The 16,378-nt window shown below is 61.2% G+C and carries 12 protein-coding genes; 1 reads left to right on the top strand and 11 read right to left on the bottom strand.

Features of this window, described 5'->3' with window-relative positions; genetic code table 11:
* Positions 1-73 precede the first annotated feature (73 nt).
* Both FE782_RS27530 and panD read right to left on the bottom strand, forming a co-directional pair.
* Positions 74-829, bottom strand: coding sequence for a YheC/YheD family protein (locus tag FE782_RS27530; RefSeq protein ID WP_138197565.1), 756 nt, complete (start codon positions 827-829; stop codon positions 74-76).
* Positions 813-1,223, bottom strand: coding sequence for an aspartate 1-decarboxylase (gene panD / locus FE782_RS27525; protein ID WP_138197564.1), 411 nt, complete (start codon positions 1,221-1,223; stop codon positions 813-815). The genes FE782_RS27530 and panD overlap by 17 nt, the downstream gene beginning before the upstream one ends.
* A 178-nt stretch (positions 1,224-1,401) precedes the next feature.
* On the opposite strand from panD, the gene FE782_RS27520 reads away from it, so the two are divergent.
* Complete coding sequence (locus FE782_RS27520) at positions 1,402-2,598, top strand: threonine synthase (RefSeq protein WP_138197563.1); 1,197 nt, start codon at positions 1,402-1,404, stop codon at positions 2,596-2,598.
* Positions 2,599-2,629: 31 nt separating this feature from the next.
* Here the strand turns inward: FE782_RS27520 and FE782_RS27515 are convergent, their stop codons facing one another.
* The 9 genes from FE782_RS27515 to FE782_RS27475 form a co-directional block, all read right to left on the bottom strand.
* The gene (locus tag FE782_RS27515) at positions 2,630-4,513 is read right to left on the bottom strand and encodes a DUF2961 domain-containing protein (protein WP_138197562.1); all 1,884 of its coding nucleotides are present in this window, start codon (positions 4,511-4,513) and stop codon (positions 2,630-2,632) included.
* 124 nt (positions 4,514-4,637) lie between these two features.
* Entirely contained in the window at positions 4,638-5,099 is a 462-nt protein-coding gene (locus FE782_RS27510) for a hypothetical protein (protein ID WP_138197600.1), read from the bottom strand.
* 7 nt (positions 5,100-5,106) lie between these two features.
* Positions 5,107-5,889: a hypothetical protein gene (locus FE782_RS27505; protein WP_138197561.1), complete on the bottom strand. Its 783-nt coding sequence runs from the start codon at positions 5,887-5,889 to the stop codon at positions 5,107-5,109.
* A 190-nt stretch (positions 5,890-6,079) separates the two neighbouring features.
* Positions 6,080-8,674 (bottom strand): right-handed parallel beta-helix repeat-containing protein, encoded by a 2,595-nt coding sequence (locus FE782_RS27500; protein ID WP_138197560.1) that lies wholly within the window; start codon positions 8,672-8,674, stop codon positions 6,080-6,082.
* A gap of 175 nt (positions 8,675-8,849) precedes the next feature.
* The gene (locus tag FE782_RS27495) at positions 8,850-9,800 is read right to left on the bottom strand and encodes a PfkB family carbohydrate kinase (protein WP_138197559.1); all 951 of its coding nucleotides are present in this window, start codon (positions 9,798-9,800) and stop codon (positions 8,850-8,852) included.
* A gap of 100 nt (positions 9,801-9,900) precedes the next feature.
* Positions 9,901-11,379, bottom strand: a complete 1,479-nt coding sequence (locus tag FE782_RS27490; protein ID WP_138197558.1) for a glycoside hydrolase family 32 protein — start codon at positions 11,377-11,379, stop codon at positions 9,901-9,903.
* A 3-nt stretch (positions 11,380-11,382) separates the two neighbouring features.
* Positions 11,383-13,680 carry a LamG-like jellyroll fold domain-containing protein gene (locus FE782_RS27485; RefSeq protein WP_138197557.1) on the bottom strand — a complete coding sequence of 766 codons (2,298 nt, stop codon included), beginning with the start codon at positions 13,678-13,680 and terminating at the stop codon, positions 11,383-11,385.
* Between the two features lie 29 nt (positions 13,681-13,709).
* Entirely contained in the window at positions 13,710-15,362 is a 1,653-nt protein-coding gene (locus FE782_RS27480) for a type 2 periplasmic-binding domain-containing protein (protein WP_138197556.1), read from the bottom strand.
* Positions 15,363-15,474: 112 nt separating this feature from the next.
* Entirely contained in the window at positions 15,475-16,365 is an 891-nt protein-coding gene (locus FE782_RS27475) for a carbohydrate ABC transporter permease (RefSeq protein WP_138197555.1), read from the bottom strand.
* Between the last annotated feature and the right edge of the window lie 13 nt (positions 16,366-16,378).

Below are 16,378 nucleotides of genomic sequence, written 5' to 3'. Positions count from 1 at the left end.
TCGTCTCCTTGCTAAATATTCTATGTATACGGGAAGCGCCGTCCGGACAACGGCGCGGCGGTTTCCCAATATATTACTTCTTCGTTCCCTTCCGGTTGTCCTGCTTCGCGTAGGCCATAATTCGCCGGTACATGGATCGATCTTTGAGCTTCAGGAACAGGCCGTTATACGGGGTGAAATTCGCTTCGATAATCCACACCCCGCCCTTATCGTCCAAGCCGACGTCCAGTCCGCAAATGCGAACCGGGTAATATCGTTCCAGTTGTTCCGCGGCGGCCACCGCCAAGGCGTCGATGCGCCGCTCCGTCTCGGTCATGGACGCGCCGCGAATATTGGAGCGCCGAAACGCGTCGGGATACGAAATCACCTTCCCGCCGCTGCGCCGGACGTTCGTGATGAGGAAGCCGGCGCCCGCGACCTTCGCCAGCTTGCCGGTTACGACCCACGGCGAGCCTTTCTTCCGCTGGACCATTACGCGAAGATCGAACGGCTTGCCGTTCACGGTCGCCAGCGGGATTCTCTGCTGCACGATGTGGCTTCTCCCCTTGGACAGTTTTCGTAGATATGCATAGGCGGAATCCGTCCCGTCGAACGTCTTCCGAGATTTGCCGCTGCGAACCTCATACCCTCTGTCTCCTTCGGCCGAGACGGATACGACCCCATCCCCGCCCCAGGCGCCGACCGGCTTCACGATGACATGGCGGTGCCGATCCAGCATGGAACGGAACGCCTCGCGTCCGAGCCTGCGCGTCTCCGGCAAACTCGGCGCAAGCGCAGCGGACTTCATCATCGCCCTATGCTTCCAGTATTTGCTACGGCTGTAACGCATCCCAATTCACTTCCCCCGATTCGTCGTACAACGGGTGCTCGACGCATGCGGTGATGCGATTGTTCCGATCCACGAAGACGACCCGCGGCACGAGCCGCTCTACCTCTTTCTCGTCGAACAATCCCAAGCTTAAAATAATGACCATATCGCCGGGTTGAAACAGATGGGCGGGCGGTCCGTTCAAACAAATTTTCCCCGTCCGTTCTCCTCCCGGAAGCGCGTACGTCTTCCAGCGGGTCGCGTTGCGCAGGCTCGTCACTTGAACCATTTCGTACGGCGTAATTTTCGCCGCTTTCATTAATGCGGCATCGATCGTAATGCTGCCGACGTAATCGAGGTTCGCCTCCGTCACTGTCGCCCGATGAATTTTCCCCTTACACATTAACCGTAACATCGCTAGCTCCCTTCCGACGCGCGTTCGTCGCTTACCCACATACCTCAACCTATGATTCGGCGCCGGGACGGACTTGGGCGGAACGGCAAATTGTTTCCCCGTATCGTCAGACACCCTGCCCCATCGCCGCGGATTCTCATAATCTACCGTACGACGGGAAGAAGAATGGGAGGATGACATGGATTTCTGGTTTCGATGTTGCGTCTGCTCGGCGCAAACCCCGTTCGGGCTGCGGGAGACGAAATGCGCATGCGGCGGAACGCTGCTAGTGGAATACGATCTGGAACGAGCGGCCCGCGACATGACGAAGGCCGCCTTGCGTGCGCGGCCCGCTTCGATGTGGAGGTACGCGGAGTTGTTGCCGGTATCGAACCCGGAGTTCATCGTGTCGCTCGGCGAAGGCTGGACGCCGCTCCTTCGTCTGGACGCGGCGGAGCGGGCGCTGCCGCTCGGGAAGCTGTGGGTGAAGCGCGAGGAGCAAAACCCGACCGGCAGCTTCAAAGCGAGAGGGATGTCCGTAGCGCTGTCGGTCGCCCGCGAACACGGCGTCCGCAAGGTCGCCGTCAATTCCAACGGCAACGCGGCATCCGCCCTCGCCGCGTATGCCGCCCGCGCGGGAATGGAAGCTTACGCGTTCCTGCCGAAGGATTGTCCTTGGATGATCGCGGAGGAATGCGTCCATTACGGCGCGCGCACGACGCTGGTGGACGGTTTCATTCACGATGCCGGGAAGATTATTCTGGACGGGAAGGCGGAGCAAGGCTGGCATCACGTCGGCACGCTTCGAGAGCCGGGTCGGGCGGAAGGCAAGAAGACGATGGGACTCGAGCTCGCCGAACAGTTGGGCTGGAAGCTGCCCGACGTCATCGTCTATCCGACCGGGGGCGGTTCCGGCATCATCGGAATGTGGAGCGCCTTCCGGCAATTGCGGGAGCTCGGGTGGATCGACGGGAAGCTGCCGCGGATCGTCGCCGTGCAAGAGACCGGATGCGCCCCGATCGTGCGCGCGATGTCCGGGCGGAGCGGCCCGGAAGCGGCCGTCGATTCTACGCCGACGGGAATGCGCGTGCCGAACCCGCCGGACGGGCAATTGCTCGTGCGGATCCTGCGGGAGACGGGCGGAACGGCCGTCGAGGTCAGCGCGGACGACATCCGCTCCGCTCAAACCGTCATGGGCAAACTCGGGGTGTCGTCTTCCCCGGAGGGCGCAGCCACGTGGGCGGGCCTCGCCGTTTTGCTCGACCGCGGCTGGATCGGTCCCGACGAAGAAGTCGTGTTGTTCAACACGTCGCACGCGATGAAATATTGGCCGAAGGACGGACGGTCGTTGCCCGAAGTCCGATCGTACGAGGATTGGAAAAAAATACAGCCATGACGAAGCCGTCATGGCTGTTGTTCTGCTTGGCTTATTTCAAGGAATAAATCCAATAGTAAAATTCGTTCCACGCCCGCGTCTCGCCGGCCTGCACGTACTCCAGACGAATCGTAATCTCGCTCTTCCCCGACGTGTAAGCGGCCGGAACGTCGAACTCGTCCTCCAGCCACCGCTTGTACGGATTACGATCCGCCGCGTACCAGCTGCGCTCCGTCACGAGCGCGCCGTCGACATAGACGTTCGCCTTCTGCCGGCCGGTCATCTGGTCGGATCTTCTGCGGAGTCTGACCCCGGCATTTTCCGGATGAACGGTCGCCACGAACTCGCTCCAGCCTTCGATCTCGTGGCCCGTATCGCGGATCGACCGGTGATCGTCGTCGCCTTCGTAATACGATTCCAACGTATAATACCCTCGGCTCCCCGACGTTCGATACGAATGAATACCTTCGGACGCCGGATCGCCGATATCGAGTTCGTCGGTGAGCGTCAAACCCGGCTCGTCGACGCCGTAATAAAACAACGCCCCCGAATGCCGGATGTACTGGTTATTGAATTCGCCGGCTTCGATGCCGAAGACGAGCTCGGATTGGAACGGATACCAGTCGCCGCTGCACAACCGGACCATGGACCACGGATTGTCCGGAAGGCCGTCGTACGCGCTCGACGGATTCATCTCCGGCGGCGTCGGGAACCCCCAACCGTAGCACACCCAGCTCTCCGAACCGTCGCTCTCCACCTGCGGCGTCGCGATGCCGTCGATGTGGACGCGCACGTCGCCTTCGCAGCTGATCAGCCCCGGCTTGCGCGTCACCCCGGTCACATGCCCCGCCACGAGATGACCGCGACCGGCAATCCGCCCGATGACGCTGTCCGCCCCATGCGTCGCCTTCGCGCGGTAATACGGCGTCGAACGGAAGTAACCCGTCCGTCCTTCTTCGTACAGCGCATTCCTCGCCGTCGTCGTGCGCGTCTCCCAACGGGCGAACGTTACGGGCTCGCCGCCCTTATTGACGAGTTCGATACGCGCGCTTCGCCAATACGGCATCGGGAAATAATGGTAGAACGTCCCGTCCGGCCGGCGCCCGTGCGACAGCACCCCGACGGGGTGTATCCCAAGCTCGTTCGCGAAAAAGACCCCGATCGGACATTCCACGTCCGCATCCGCATGTTCGTCCCATGTCGCCCGAATCCATACATTCATAAGGTCATCCGGCTTGGCGTGCGCCAGCTCCGCGACGATCGCCTCCACGCTGCCCGGCCCCCGCTCCTCGAGCACGGTCGTCGACTCGCCGGGGCGCAACTCGAGCCGTTCCACCGCGTGCGCGTCGGACGGCGCCGTCGGCTTCGGGTCCGAGCCGACGTTCCGCCACATGTCCAACAGGCGATCGTACGATTCCGTCCCTGTGAACGTGCGGACTTCGTCGGCCGTGTCGTACGCATGGTACACGATATGGCCCCAGCCTCCGTCTCCCTTGTTCGGCCCCTTCAATCGGAGGTCCGTCGTCACCCTGCACGACTTCGCGAACGGCATCGGCACGAAGCTGCGCACGACGCGGATCGGCCCTCGGCCGTTGTCCTCCGGTCCGAGATAGGCGTCCGCGAGCGGCGCGACGAACGGAGCCTTGCTCCCGAACTCCGAAGGCTTGATTTCGAAACGAGGCGCCTCCTCGCCGTCGAAATAAAACCGGAACGTCGGCTCCCGGCTTTCCGGATATCGGTGCTGCACGAAGTTGTAAATGCAGCCCGGACCGTCTACGTCGAAGATGACCCACTCGTCGCGTTCCCGGTACAGCCACCAGTCCCAATCCGCGTTACGCCCTTGCTTGTCGATGCTGCCTTCGTAACGCACCTGCACGCCGTCGCGCAGCACCGGCAGCAGGTCGAACCGTTCCATATTCGTGATCCCTCTAGGCACGGCGACACCCTCCCAAAATAGAAGCGAATGACTTTCTACAAACGATAACCTTTTTATATCGTTTGTTATTATACATTAGCCCTTTGGAGGAATGTCAAGCATTAATCGATATCATTCAACAATCTTACGTCTTTACCTTCGACACGCCTAACGCTAGGTGATCCCACAATATCGACTCGACCTTTTCCGCCTTGGTTTCATCGCAGTCGACCACGAGAATCACCTCGGCATGCTTTCCTTTCAAGAGGCGTTGCTTCGCTTTGATCACTTTAATATAGAAGAGCTTGATGCCCAATCCTATGACGAACCCTGCCGCGCCGCCGATCAAGCCCCAATAGATAGGCCCCCAAGCCAGCACGAAGCCGATGCTGGCGCCGATGACGGAGAAAGCCGTCGCCAGCGCCATGCCGAGATCGATCAACGACACTCCGTCCGATCGATGCAGCGTGTCTACGAGCGTCCGCTCCTCCGTCCGATTGGCGAGCGGGACCGCAAAGATCCGATCCTTGGGAATCCCGAACTTCTCCAGCGACGAGATTGCCAATTCCAAGTACATAGAGTGTTCGAATGTAGAAAACACTTGCATCATTTTCCTAACCCGCTCCTTTGCCTACCCTAAAACTCGGTCGTTGGTACTGACGCTGCAAATATTTCTTCTGTTCGCTGTCGAACAGCTTGTTATTCTCCACCGTATTCACATACGCGTCATAGACGGAGAAGCCCATGACCGACGGAAGAAATAACAGCCACTCCGGCTTCAGAACGGCCGTCGCTTGTTCGACTTGCCCTAAAAACAAGTGACTAACCCCTTCGAGCGCGTGCGAAAGATACAGGAAAGCTACAAACCATATGATGACGAAAGCGGCCGTCGCGACCCTATGAATGTATAACTGCCCCAAGCCGGGCATCACGAGCGACCACAAAACGGACATTTTCGGATTTCGCTTGTCCAAATAATTGATCTCGAGAGGCCCTATCGCGAAAGAGTTAAACTCGTGATTTTCCCGTTCCGCCAAGAGGTACACTTTATTTAAATCCACAGTGGTGCGATAACTGTCCCATATTCCGAAAATGTAAACGGGAATATACGCCAATAACCAGCGCGTGTTCAATACGTCCTTCGCCAAATCGAGCTGCCCTTGGAACGAATACACCATGGCCAAATTTACGTTGGCATTGATATTGACGAGGACTTCCCAAACAAACAATAAATACCCGCGGACGTATTTGGACAACAAAAGATGTCCGAAACCGGGGAAGGCCGCCGACCACCAAGCGACGATCCAGGGGTTTCGCAGATGCAGCTGCGTGGTGCCCAACCCGCTTACGTATGCTTTGAAACGCCTTGCGCTATTGTCGTTCGCGAAGTTTCGCATGGGTTCTCCCTCTGTTCCTCCTTCGGTAGTGCCGGACCGCTCCCTCGCCGATAGCGATTTCATCTCATGCCGCATAGGATACCCGGAAAGATTTAGATTTATTGGATACTCCTGAACGAAAAAGGCCGCCTCCCGGCATGAACCGGAAAGCGGCCTTTGGATTGACTTAGCGATTGGCGGTCAAGATCTCCTACTTTTCCTGCTTCTCCTTCTTCAGCTTCAAGTCGTGCTCCGCGAGCGGAACGTCGACCTGGACGTTCGTCCCGCGATTTTGCTTGATCTCGTTCCCCAACACCGTGATGCGCTCGCCCGCCTCGATCTTCAGCCCGTTCGTATTGCGGCGAATGACGTTCCCGGTCAGCGTCACGTCGACCGGGTCGCCGGCGCCCGCGCCGGTTCCCGCGTTCACGTCGCCGGGATCGCGCGCCAGCAGAATGCCCCAGAAGCCGGGCGCCTCGTTGCCGACGATCACATTGTCTTTGACGATCGTGCCGGGGCCGTTCAGGATTTTGATCCCGGCGGCATTTTCGTAATCCTTCGTGCCCGTAATCAGGTTCGCTTCGATCCGCGTCCCCGGCGAGCCCATGTAAACAAGGATCCCGTCGCGCGTATTGACGACGCTGTTGTGGTGAAGGTAGTTGCCCGGTCCGGAGGCGTCATGATTACTAAGCGGCGGCGTGCCGCCCGTGTTGCCGACCCCGATGCCCCCGCGCGGGACGTTCTCCACGCGGTTGTACGCGACCTCGTTCAAGTATTCGTCTTCGCCGTGCAGGTCGATCGCGTCGAGCTGCGTGTTCAGGAACGTATTGAACGCGACGAGGTTGTTATGCGCGTAATACTGAACCACGACGCCGTGGCGGAGATACGGGCCTTCGAACCGGTTATGCTCGATCAAGACATGGCGCGTATCGGTAGGGAGCCCGAGCGTGTCGACCTTCGGCGTGCCCTGCACCGAAATACCGTATCCGGCGCCGCCTCCGCCTACGTCGGTCGCCTTCCGGAACGTACTGTGACGCACTGTGACGTCGTGACTCTTGGCGATGCGAATGCCCATGCGTTGGAAATGCTCGATCGTCACCCGCTCGATCGTGATGTTGTAAGAGCCTTGATCGCCCGATTGATCGATATAGATGCCGTTGCCGAAGCCGCCGATGCCGGGATTTTGCGAGGTCGGATCCGTTGTATAGCCGCCGTCGTATCGCGCGGTAATCGTCAAGTCGGAAATATAGATGTTATTTTTGTTGAACGCCTTGATCGCTCGGCTGTTGCCCGGCTCGTTCAAATACGACTTCAGCACGGTCCCCGCCTCCGACTCGCCGCGAAGGTTGACGCCGTTCTTCAGCTGGAAGTTCGTCTGGCTGTCGCCCGGCATCGTGCTGATCAGGTTGTACGTTCCGTTCGGGAAGTACACCTCGTCGCCGCTGTCCGCCGCCGCGATCGCCGCGAGGATGGCCGGCGTATCGTCGTTCCCGTTATCCGCGGGGTCGGCGCCGAAATCCGCGACGACGTTCAGCGTCGCGCCCGTCACCGGGTTCGGCGTATGTACCGCGTACGGCGTGCCGTCCGGATTCGTCAATCCCGGCAACGCATAAGGCTCGGCCGGCGGCAGCTCCGGCTCGATGTACGGCGCTTCGACGACCGGCGTCTCCCCGTCCGGATGCGGTGGGTACGCTTGAAACTCCGTAATGCTGTTCCAGCCCCGCGAGTTTAAGTTGTCCGAGTTGTTGCCGTGCCCCACGAACCGGAGATATCGCGTCGTCAGCTCGGAAGCGTGAAGATCGAACGCTTCGATCTGCTGCGAAGCCCCGGAGCTCGCGACATTCGCCGCGACGTCGGTCCAGACCGCGCCGTCGTTCGACGCTTGCAGCGTAAAGAACGACTGCCTGGAATCGCCGCTATAGAACGCGATTCCGACGTATCCGACCGGCTTCGGCTCGCCGAGGTCGAACGTAATGTACTGATCTTGCTCGGCGGTGTTTTGGGCCGACCAGCGAGTGTAGCGGTTGTTGTCCACCGCGTTCGGGGCGATGTTGCCGTCGTCCGCGCTGGACGTGACGTTCGGCGGCGGAATGTCGTAAGGATCGACGACGAAGTCGACCGATTCGACTTTCTGCGGCAGCAGCGTCGGCGCGCGCGGCACGGCCTCCCCGCGTTCGTTCGCGAACGTTCCGGTCTTGTACGAATTATAGATTTGCACGTTGCCGTTCGAGGTTCCGACGACGGCGATCGTCGCTTCCCCGTCGGCGCCGAGCGTCTCAAGGAAGCTCGTTACGTCGATGAGCGATTCGGTGTCGACGCCCTCGATCGTCGTCGCGGTCCCGAGGAACACCGCGGTATCGTCGATCGGCGGCGCGTTATTCCACGTCAGAAGCGGCGACTCCGAAAGGACGAGCGCGCCGTGCTGCAGCTCGTCGGCCGTCCAGCCGTCGTCGGCGAGGCCGTACACTTGGAACGTCAGCGTGCCTTGCGAAGCGTTCGACTTGCCCTTCAAGCTGAAATAGACGCGGTTCGCGTCGTCCGGGACGCGTTCGGCATCCACCCGGAACTTAAAATAGCCGGTGCGCGCCGCCGTATCGTTCGTCTTAATGTTGTATGCGCCGTCCCCGCCTCCGCTGTGCGCCTTCGGCAGATGCGTGTCGGGATTCGCCTGCTCCGCGACGGCGTTCGCCAGGGCGTAGACGGCGGGATAAGCGGTTACCTGCTCCGCGGCTCGGGCGTCGTGCCAGGACAAGCCGGTCGGCAGCGCCAGGGCGACGGCGATAGCGATGCGAATGATGCGTTTCATGAATGTCCCTCCTTAGAATCGGAAAATGAGTTCCTATTCATTGTAGGAGAACGGTTTCGCCCTGCATTGTAATTCCTTTATATCGGATTGTGTTTTTCCCGTTTCCGCAAGAAACTCCCTTGATCTCCTGAGCGGAGAAAAGGGAGTTTCGTGGCGCGAAGCGGCGATGTCTTCGTTAACCCATGAGGCCGATCACTTCCGCATGGCTCGGCATCGCCGGAATGCCGCCGCGCCTCGTCGTCGCGAGCGCCCCCGCCGCATTCCCGAAAGCCGCGATTCGTCGAAGACGGTCCGCGCTCAGCTCGCCGATCGGGGACTCCGCTTCGAGCAGGCCGAACAGCGCGCCGCCGAGGAACGCGTCCCCCGCGCCCGTCGTATCGACCGGCTTCACCGGATACGACGGGACGAAGCCGCGGCGGTCCCCGGCCCGGAAGAAGCAGCCGCTCGCGCCTCTCGTAACGAAAATCAGCGCCGAGGAGAACATCTCGTACAACAGGCTTGAGCCGGACTCCGGATCGGCCGTGCCCGTAAGGAACGCCAGCTCCTCCTCCGACACCTTCACGACGTCCGCGAGCCGCATCGCTTCCAGCATCGCCGCTCGGGCGGCGTCCAAGCTCGGCCATAACGGCGGCCGCAAATTCGGGTCGAACGAGACGAGGGCGCCGCCCGAGCGAGCGAATCGAATCGCCTTCAGGGTCGCGCTTCTCGAAGGCTCGTGCGTCATCGAGATCGATCCGAAATGAACGATGTTCGCATTCGCGATCATATCGAATTCGATCTCGTCCTCCCGCAGCGTCATATCGGCGCCCGGCTTGCGATAAAAGACGAAGGATCGTTCCCCATGCTCGTCCAGCTCGACGAAGGCCAGCGTCGTATGCTCGGTTTCGGAGAACGCCACCCCGCGGGACGATACGCCGTGCCGTTCAAGCACGCCCGCGAGATATTCGCCGAACCGGTCTCGTCCGACCTTCCCGATGAACCCCGTCCGCTTCCCCAGCTTCGCCAATGCGGCCAGCACGTTGGCCGGCGCGCCTCCCGCGTTCTTCTGGAAGCACGCCTCTTCAGCGGCGCCGTACGGCGTAAAGTCGATTAACAGCTCCCCCAACGCGACGACGTCGTATTCCATACATTTCCCTCCTTAGCCCCAGCATCCGATCGGCGAATCGGCGCCGGAACGCGGCTCCGCCGTGCGCCGCGCTCCGCGAGGCCGCAGTGGCCGCATTTCGCTACCAAATCGACTGTAGGCGGTACAACGACAGCGACGCGATGCGAACGCCGCCGTTCTTCGCGTACGCGCGCAGCCCGCGGCTCGACGGGGCCGGGAAGACGAGATCCGTCATCGCGAGCTCGCCGTCGTTCGCGAACGCCTCGATCGACGACCAATCCACGAACACCCGCAGCTTGACCCGGCCGTCGCGAGGAGACAGCGCAGCATCGTGACGACACGGAAAATGTTCATGAAACGCAGTCGCGCCGGACCGCCTGCGGTCGATGAACACGCTGCCGTTCGCGGCGTCGTATCCGATCAGCGTCTCTTCCCCTTCGCCGCAGCGGACGGCGAAACCGAATTCGCTCGCGTCCCGCAGCTCGAACTCCGCTTCGATCTCGAATCGGTCGAGGGCGAATCCTTCGAACGGATTCGCCGCCGTCGGATCGAGCCATCCGCCTTCTAGCCGCAGCGCCGCTTCGCGGAGCGCGCCCAGCTCCCGCACCGGCGTCTGTACGAGCGTCAAGCGCCCTTCCGCTTCGCGCAGCGCGAGCTCGCGCGGCAGCGTCATCGCGCCGCGCCATTCTTCGGTCGGCGTCCGGTCGGCGTACATCCAGTTGCTCATCCAGCCGACGAACAACCGCCGCCCGTCCGTCTCGGGCACGTCCGACCATGTGACGCCTGCATAATTGTCGCGGCCGTGGTCGAGCCAGGACACCGACTCGGGAGGCGCGTCGTTCGCGAACCGTTCTCCGTCGAAGGAACCGACGAAATATTGCGTTCGGGAGCCTTCCGGGCGGTCCGCCTTCGCGCCGATGCTGACGATCAGCACCCACTTCTTCCGCGTCTCGTCCCCGTTCACGGGCAGCTCGAACAAGTCCGGGCATTCCCATACGCCGTCGTGCGAGCCCTCGTTCGCGCCGAATTCGCTGCCGAACGTCCAATCGATCATGTTCGGCGAGTGATAGATCATGATCCGATCGCCGGCCGCGAGCACCATGCCCCACCGGTCTCTCGCCTCGTCGCGGAACACCTTCGGGTCGCGAAAGTCGGCGAAGCGCCGATCCGTAAGCACCGGGTTGCCCGCATACATCGTCCAGGTCCGGCCCTTATCCGCGCTGTACGCAAGGCTCTGCCGCTGCGAAACGGCGCCGTCCGCATCCGTCGCATGATGAGTGAACATCGCGACGAGTCCCGAACCGCCGCCGAAGAAGCCAGTCGTGTCCCGCCGATCTACGACCGCGCTGCCGGAGAAGATCGCGCCGTGCCGGTCGGGCATCAATGCGATCGGATGATGCTCCCAGCGGACCAAGTCGGCGCTCGCCGCATGCCCCCAATGCATCGGCCCCCAGACCGTGCCGTGCGGGTGGTATTGATAAAACAGGTGGTACTCCCCTTCGTAAAACACCATGCCGTTCGGATCGTTCATCCAGGCGGTCGGCGGCGAGTAATGGAACTGCGGCCGGTAGGTTTCTTTGAATGCCGTAGTCGTCGTCATGGCTCAGCTCCCCCTCGTCGGTTGATGGATGTCTGGAAAGGCGGGGGTCATCTCCCATATGTCCACGCTGACGCGATCGATCGGTCCGTCGGCCCATAACCTTACCCCGGTCGCGTCGCTCCGGGACGGATAGGCGCGCGTCGTCAGACTGGCCCGCCCGTTGGCGTAGCATTCGATCAACGATCGGTCGACGTAAACGAGAAGCTCCAACGTCTCCCCCTCCAGCGAGAAGCCGCCGCCTTGAACGCCGCCGATGCGCTCCGCGGGGTCGAGCGTCGATCGCTCTCGATCGACCTCGAGCCGCTCCCCCAGCCGATCGCAGCGGAGCAGCGTCTCTTCCTCCCCGTTCGGGGAGCGTCGAACGCCGATGCCGTATCGATTCGCGCGGGCGTCCTCGAACGCGATTCGGATTTCCAACGCGTCCCCCCGGACGCCGGCCAAAAGGGCATTCACAGCGTCCAATGAACCTTGCGCCTCCATCAGCTTCCTGCCTCGCAGTTCCCTGAGCTCCTCGATCGGCTCGAAGCCGAGCCGTCCGTCCGGACGCAGCGTCAACGACACCGGCAGCCCCGCCCCGTGGGACCAGCCGCAGTCGTAATCGATATGCGGCGTGCGCTCCCCTTGGGCGATCGTGAACAGCAGCGCACGTCCCGTTACCGGGTCCGTCATGCCGCTCGGCCCCGTAAAGTGGAAATCGCCCACGTCCATCAAGCCCGGCTCCTCGTGGTCGGGAACGAACCGGCAAGCGTCTCGATTCCATTCGCCGATCCAGTAATTGACCTCGACCTTGGCGCCTTCGCCCCACGGGCAAATGAGCAAGACGTGCTTCCCCGACGGCCGGTAACCGCCGCCCTCTTCCCGAATCGGCAGCGGCAGCAGCACCGGCAGCTCCCACATGACGCCGAGATACGGAAACTTCGCGTAATCGCTGACGAACAACTCCCCGCGGTACGTCCAATCCAGCAGGTCGCCCGCCGATGTGTAGACGAAGGCCGTCCCGCCGCTCGCGTCTCCGGCGCCCCCGCCGACCAACATATACCACGTTCCGTCTTCCTCCCACACGAACGGGTCTCGGAATTCGCCGTACAAGCCTTGGTCCTCGCGCTGCTCGACGACGGGCGTCGGATGCTTCGTCCAACGCGTCAGATCGCGGTCGCCATCCTCTGGATAGGCGCTCCTCGCCAGCGCGACGGACTGCGTCGGGAAGCGAGAGAAGTCGCCGGCCGTATAGAACAGCGTCGGGACGCCTTTCGCGTCGAGACAGGCGCCGCCCGACCAGATGCCGTCCGGGTCGAGACCCGCCTCGGGCGACAGCGCGGGCGGCAAATCCCGCCAGCGCGCCAGGTCCTCGCTCACCCAATGTCCCCAGTGGATATGGTTCCAGAAAGGCCCTTGCGGATTGTATTGATAGAACAGATGATATTTCCCTTGGAAATAGAGCGGCGCATGCGGCTCGTTCATCCAATGGGCCGGCGCCGTCAAATGATAGACCGGCCGATGCCGGTCGTTCGCCCGCTGCCCGCGGAACCGAACGAGGTCCTCCGGTGGAAGCGCCGGAACCGCGCCGCCATGCGCCGTCAGCCCATGCCGATAGGCGGTCGCGATTTCCGCCGCGGACAACGCGCGGTCGTAAAGCGCGAGTTCATCCAACCATCCGTCGTAATGATTGAGGGAGAACGCCTCCGCCAGAATTACGGCCTTGTTGTTGCGGCCGATCAACAAGTCGCCGACGTACGGCGTAATGGCGGACGCATGCTCCACCTCGCGGCGGGCGACCTCTTCGCCGTTCAAATACAACTTCATCGTCCCGGCGGAGGCGTCGTAGGTCGCCGCGACGAACGACCACGCGTTCGTCGGAATCGGCCGATCGACGCACCACGCCTCGTGCCATGCTCCGCCGCACCCGAGCTGCAGCGACCAACGGCCGTCGCGGCACAACCCGAAGGCGTATCCTTCGGCCGCCTCCCGGTCATGCTGATTGACGATCGGCGCGAGGCGATCCTCCTCGCAGCGGCCGTACGTTCTTGGCGCCGCCCAGGCTAGGATCGTTAACGCGTCCCCGGGCGGGCGGATCGCCGATGCGCTTCTGCGGATATACGTCGAATACCCGTCGAACGACAAGCACGCTCCGACGACGCCCTCGCGGCGCATCGGCTCGACCGGCGCTTGATACTTGCCCGCTCGCAATGCGTACGCGATATCGTCCCGAACGCCGCCGGCGCGATCCTCCGCGTCGAAGCCCGATCGCTCGTCGAAGGGCCAGTAAGCGATGAGCCCCTCTTTTTCTATACCGTATGGCAACGCTTTTCACTCCCGAATCCCGATTTTCTCTATTTCTGCGCTTCGAGGTACCGATCGTACCCGGCCTGGTGAACGGCGAGCAGCTCGTCGATCCCCATTTTCTTCAGCGTCGCTTGGAAATGTTCCCATTCCTGCTCCACGCCGCCTTCCAGCAGCCACTTCGCTCTCGTCTTGTTTACGTAAGCGGAGATGTCCGGCTTGAGGCGTTCGATCGTCTGCAGCTCTTCGTCCAGGAAGAACACGTTCGGGAACCGCTCGTCTTCCATCTGCGGCACGTAGATGTCCGCGCTGTCCTTGATTCGCTGCGCCGCCCGGGGCTCGACGTAATCCACGATGTCCAGATGTTCGTATAAGAGAAGGCCGATGCCGTTCGTGACCGCGGAGCTTTGACGGAATTCGCCCGGATTTTCCACCGTTCTCGGCACGAGCTTGCCGTTCGCGTCCTGATCGTACCAGACGCCGATCGGCCCGAAGCGCGCCTGCGCCGCCGTCTTCGGCTCATAGAACGAATCCAGCCACGCGGCGGTCACTTCCGGATGCTCGTTGTTCTTCGTAATCGTCACGCCGTCGCGTCCGAAGCCGCCGCCGTTGTTCCACTTCACGACCATGCCTTCGAACGGAGGCACGAGCACCCAATGCTCCCCGCGCTCCGGGCCGACGACGTCGTTCTTATCCCACCAAATGAGAGAGCCGATCGTCTCGTCTTCCGTCTTGCCGCGGGCGAAATACGTGTCGTAATCGTGCGTGAACGCATCCAGATCGACGAGCCCTTCCGCGAACCATTGATGAAGGTACACCGCCGCTTTCTTGTAGCCTTCTTGCTGCGGCGCGAACTGCACCTTGCCGTCGACGACGTTCAGATGGTCGATATACGTCGGGTTGTTCGGTCGATACGTCTTATCCGGCACGCCGAAGGCGCCGAACAGGACGCCGATGTCGCCGGTCCAGAAATTATCGATATAGGTGAGCGGAATTTCATCCGCTTTGCCGTTGCCGTTCGGATCCTGCGTCTTGAACGCGCGGAGCGCTTCGGTATATTCGTCGATCGTCTTCGGCACTTGCAGGCCGAGCTTGTCGAGCCACGCCTTATTGATGTACAGGAAGTCCGGGTTCGCGCCGATCTCCTCCTTGCCCGAGCCGAACTCCTCGCCTTGCGGCAGCGAATAAATATGGCCGTCCGGCGCCGTAATTTGAGCTTTGATATCCGGTCTCGCGTCGAGGATCGCCTTCAAATTCGGCATATGCGCTTCGATCAAGCCCTCCAGCGGGATGATCGTGCCTTCCTTGCTGTACCGAACGAGCTCGCTGTCCGAGAAGCGGCCGCTGAAGAAGAAGTCCGGCAGCGAGCCGCTGGCGAGCAGCAGATTCCGCTTCTCCAAATAATCCGTCTCGACGATCGTGTCCCATTGGATTCGAACGTTCGTCTTCGTTTCCAATTGTTGAATGAGCGGCTGAGCGTTGAAGTCGCTCGGCGCGAGCGACGGACGCGGCGCGACCGCCTTCAGCGTCACCTGCTCCTGCAGCGGGAACGCGACAGGCGCGTTCCCGCCTTCGCCCGCTTCTCCGGTCGGCTTCGCCGGTTCCGTTCCGACGCCGCTCGGCTCTTGGTCGCTGCCGCAGGCCGAGAGCGCCAGCGACGCAGCCATGGCGATCGAAAAGCATAAGGCCGTTTGTCTTTTCATCGTTCATAACCTCCCGAAATGATTTACCCCTTCGATGTTTGCTCGCGAATATGGATGTCCGTGCCAGGCGCGCCGTCGACCGGGCGGCATCCCCCCTCTCCTTGCTTTCCGATCAACCCTTGACCGAACCGATGAATACCCCTTGCACGAAATACCGCTGCAAGAACGGATACAGCGCAAGCAGCGGAAGCGCCGCGACGATAATGACGCCGTACTTGATCAAGCCGACGATCCGCTGCTTCTCGAGCGCGGTTTGGATATCGTCCACCAGGTTGCCCGAGGGCTGATTTTCGATCAGGATGTTCCGAAGGATGAGCTGCAGCGGATACTTGTCGCTGTCGTTCAAATAAATCAATGCATCGAAAAATCCGTTCCACTGCCGTACGACCGCGAACAACACCAGCACGGCGATGATCGGCTTCGACAGCGGCAGCACGAAGCTCCGGATATAGCGCATGTTCGTGCAGCCGTCCATGTTGGCGGCTTCCCGGATCTCCTCCGGCAGCCCTTGGAAGAACGTCCGAGCGATAATGATGACGAACGCGTCTACGGCCGAGACGAGCACGACCGCCCACATCGAATTCATAAGGTGGAGGTTCTTCACCAGTAAGTAGGTGGGGATCAAACCGCCGTTGAAAAAAAGCGTAATGGCGAAAAAGATCATAAAGACGTTCCTGCCATAGAAGTCTTTCCGAGCCAACGGGTACGCTGCCATGATGGCGAGCGCGGTTCCGATCAGCGCCGTCAGCGCCGCGTATAGGATCGAATTGCGGTATCCGATCCAGATCGCGCCGTCCGCGAATATTCTTCGATAGCCCTCGAACGTGACGTCCGTCGGCCACAGCCACACGGCGCCGGCGCTGACCCGGTCCGGGTCGCTGAAGGAAGCGATCAGAATGAAATAAAGCGGATACAAAATCAATAACGTAAACCCGAGTAGCAGCGTATAATTCGCGACATCGAACAGAATGTCGCTGCCGGATTTTCTTTTCAGCGTCGGCATCGAGGTTCCTCTC

This window comes from Paenibacillus antri (genome assembly GCF_005765165.1).
Lineage (GTDB): Bacteria > Bacillota > Bacilli > Paenibacillales > YIM-B00363 > Paenibacillus_AE > Paenibacillus_AE antri.
Note: the sequence above shows the minus strand (reverse complement) of the source record. Positions and strands in the feature narration are given on the sequence as shown.

Bases quoted from the DNA above. Each gene is read 5' to 3' on its own strand.
- FE782_RS27530 (WP_138197565.1), bottom strand. From the start codon at position 829: ATGCGTTACAGCCGTAGCAAATACTGGAAGCATAGGGCGATGATGAAG.
- panD (WP_138197564.1), bottom strand. From the start codon at position 1,223: ATGTTACGGTTAATGTGTAAGGGGAAAATTCATCGGGCGACAGTGACG.
- FE782_RS27520 (WP_138197563.1), top strand. From the start codon at position 1,402: ATGGATTTCTGGTTTCGATGTTGCGTCTGCTCGGCGCAAACCCCGTTC.
- FE782_RS27510 (WP_138197600.1), bottom strand. From the start codon at position 5,099: ATGCAAGTGTTTTCTACATTCGAACACTCTATGTACTTGGAATTGGCA.
- FE782_RS27505 (WP_138197561.1), bottom strand. From the start codon at position 5,889: ATGCGAAACTTCGCGAACGACAATAGCGCAAGGCGTTTCAAAGCATAC.
- FE782_RS27500 (WP_138197560.1), bottom strand. From the start codon at position 8,674: ATGAAACGCATCATTCGCATCGCTATCGCCGTCGCCCTGGCGCTGCCG.
- FE782_RS27495 (WP_138197559.1), bottom strand. From the start codon at position 9,800: ATGGAATACGACGTCGTCGCGTTGGGGGAGCTGTTAATCGACTTTACG.
- FE782_RS27490 (WP_138197558.1), bottom strand. From the start codon at position 11,379: ATGACGACGACTACGGCATTCAAAGAAACCTACCGGCCGCAGTTCCAT.
- FE782_RS27480 (WP_138197556.1), bottom strand. From the start codon at position 15,362: ATGAAAAGACAAACGGCCTTATGCTTTTCGATCGCCATGGCTGCGTCG.
- FE782_RS27475 (WP_138197555.1), bottom strand. From the start codon at position 16,365: ATGCCGACGCTGAAAAGAAAATCCGGCAGCGACATTCTGTTCGATGTC.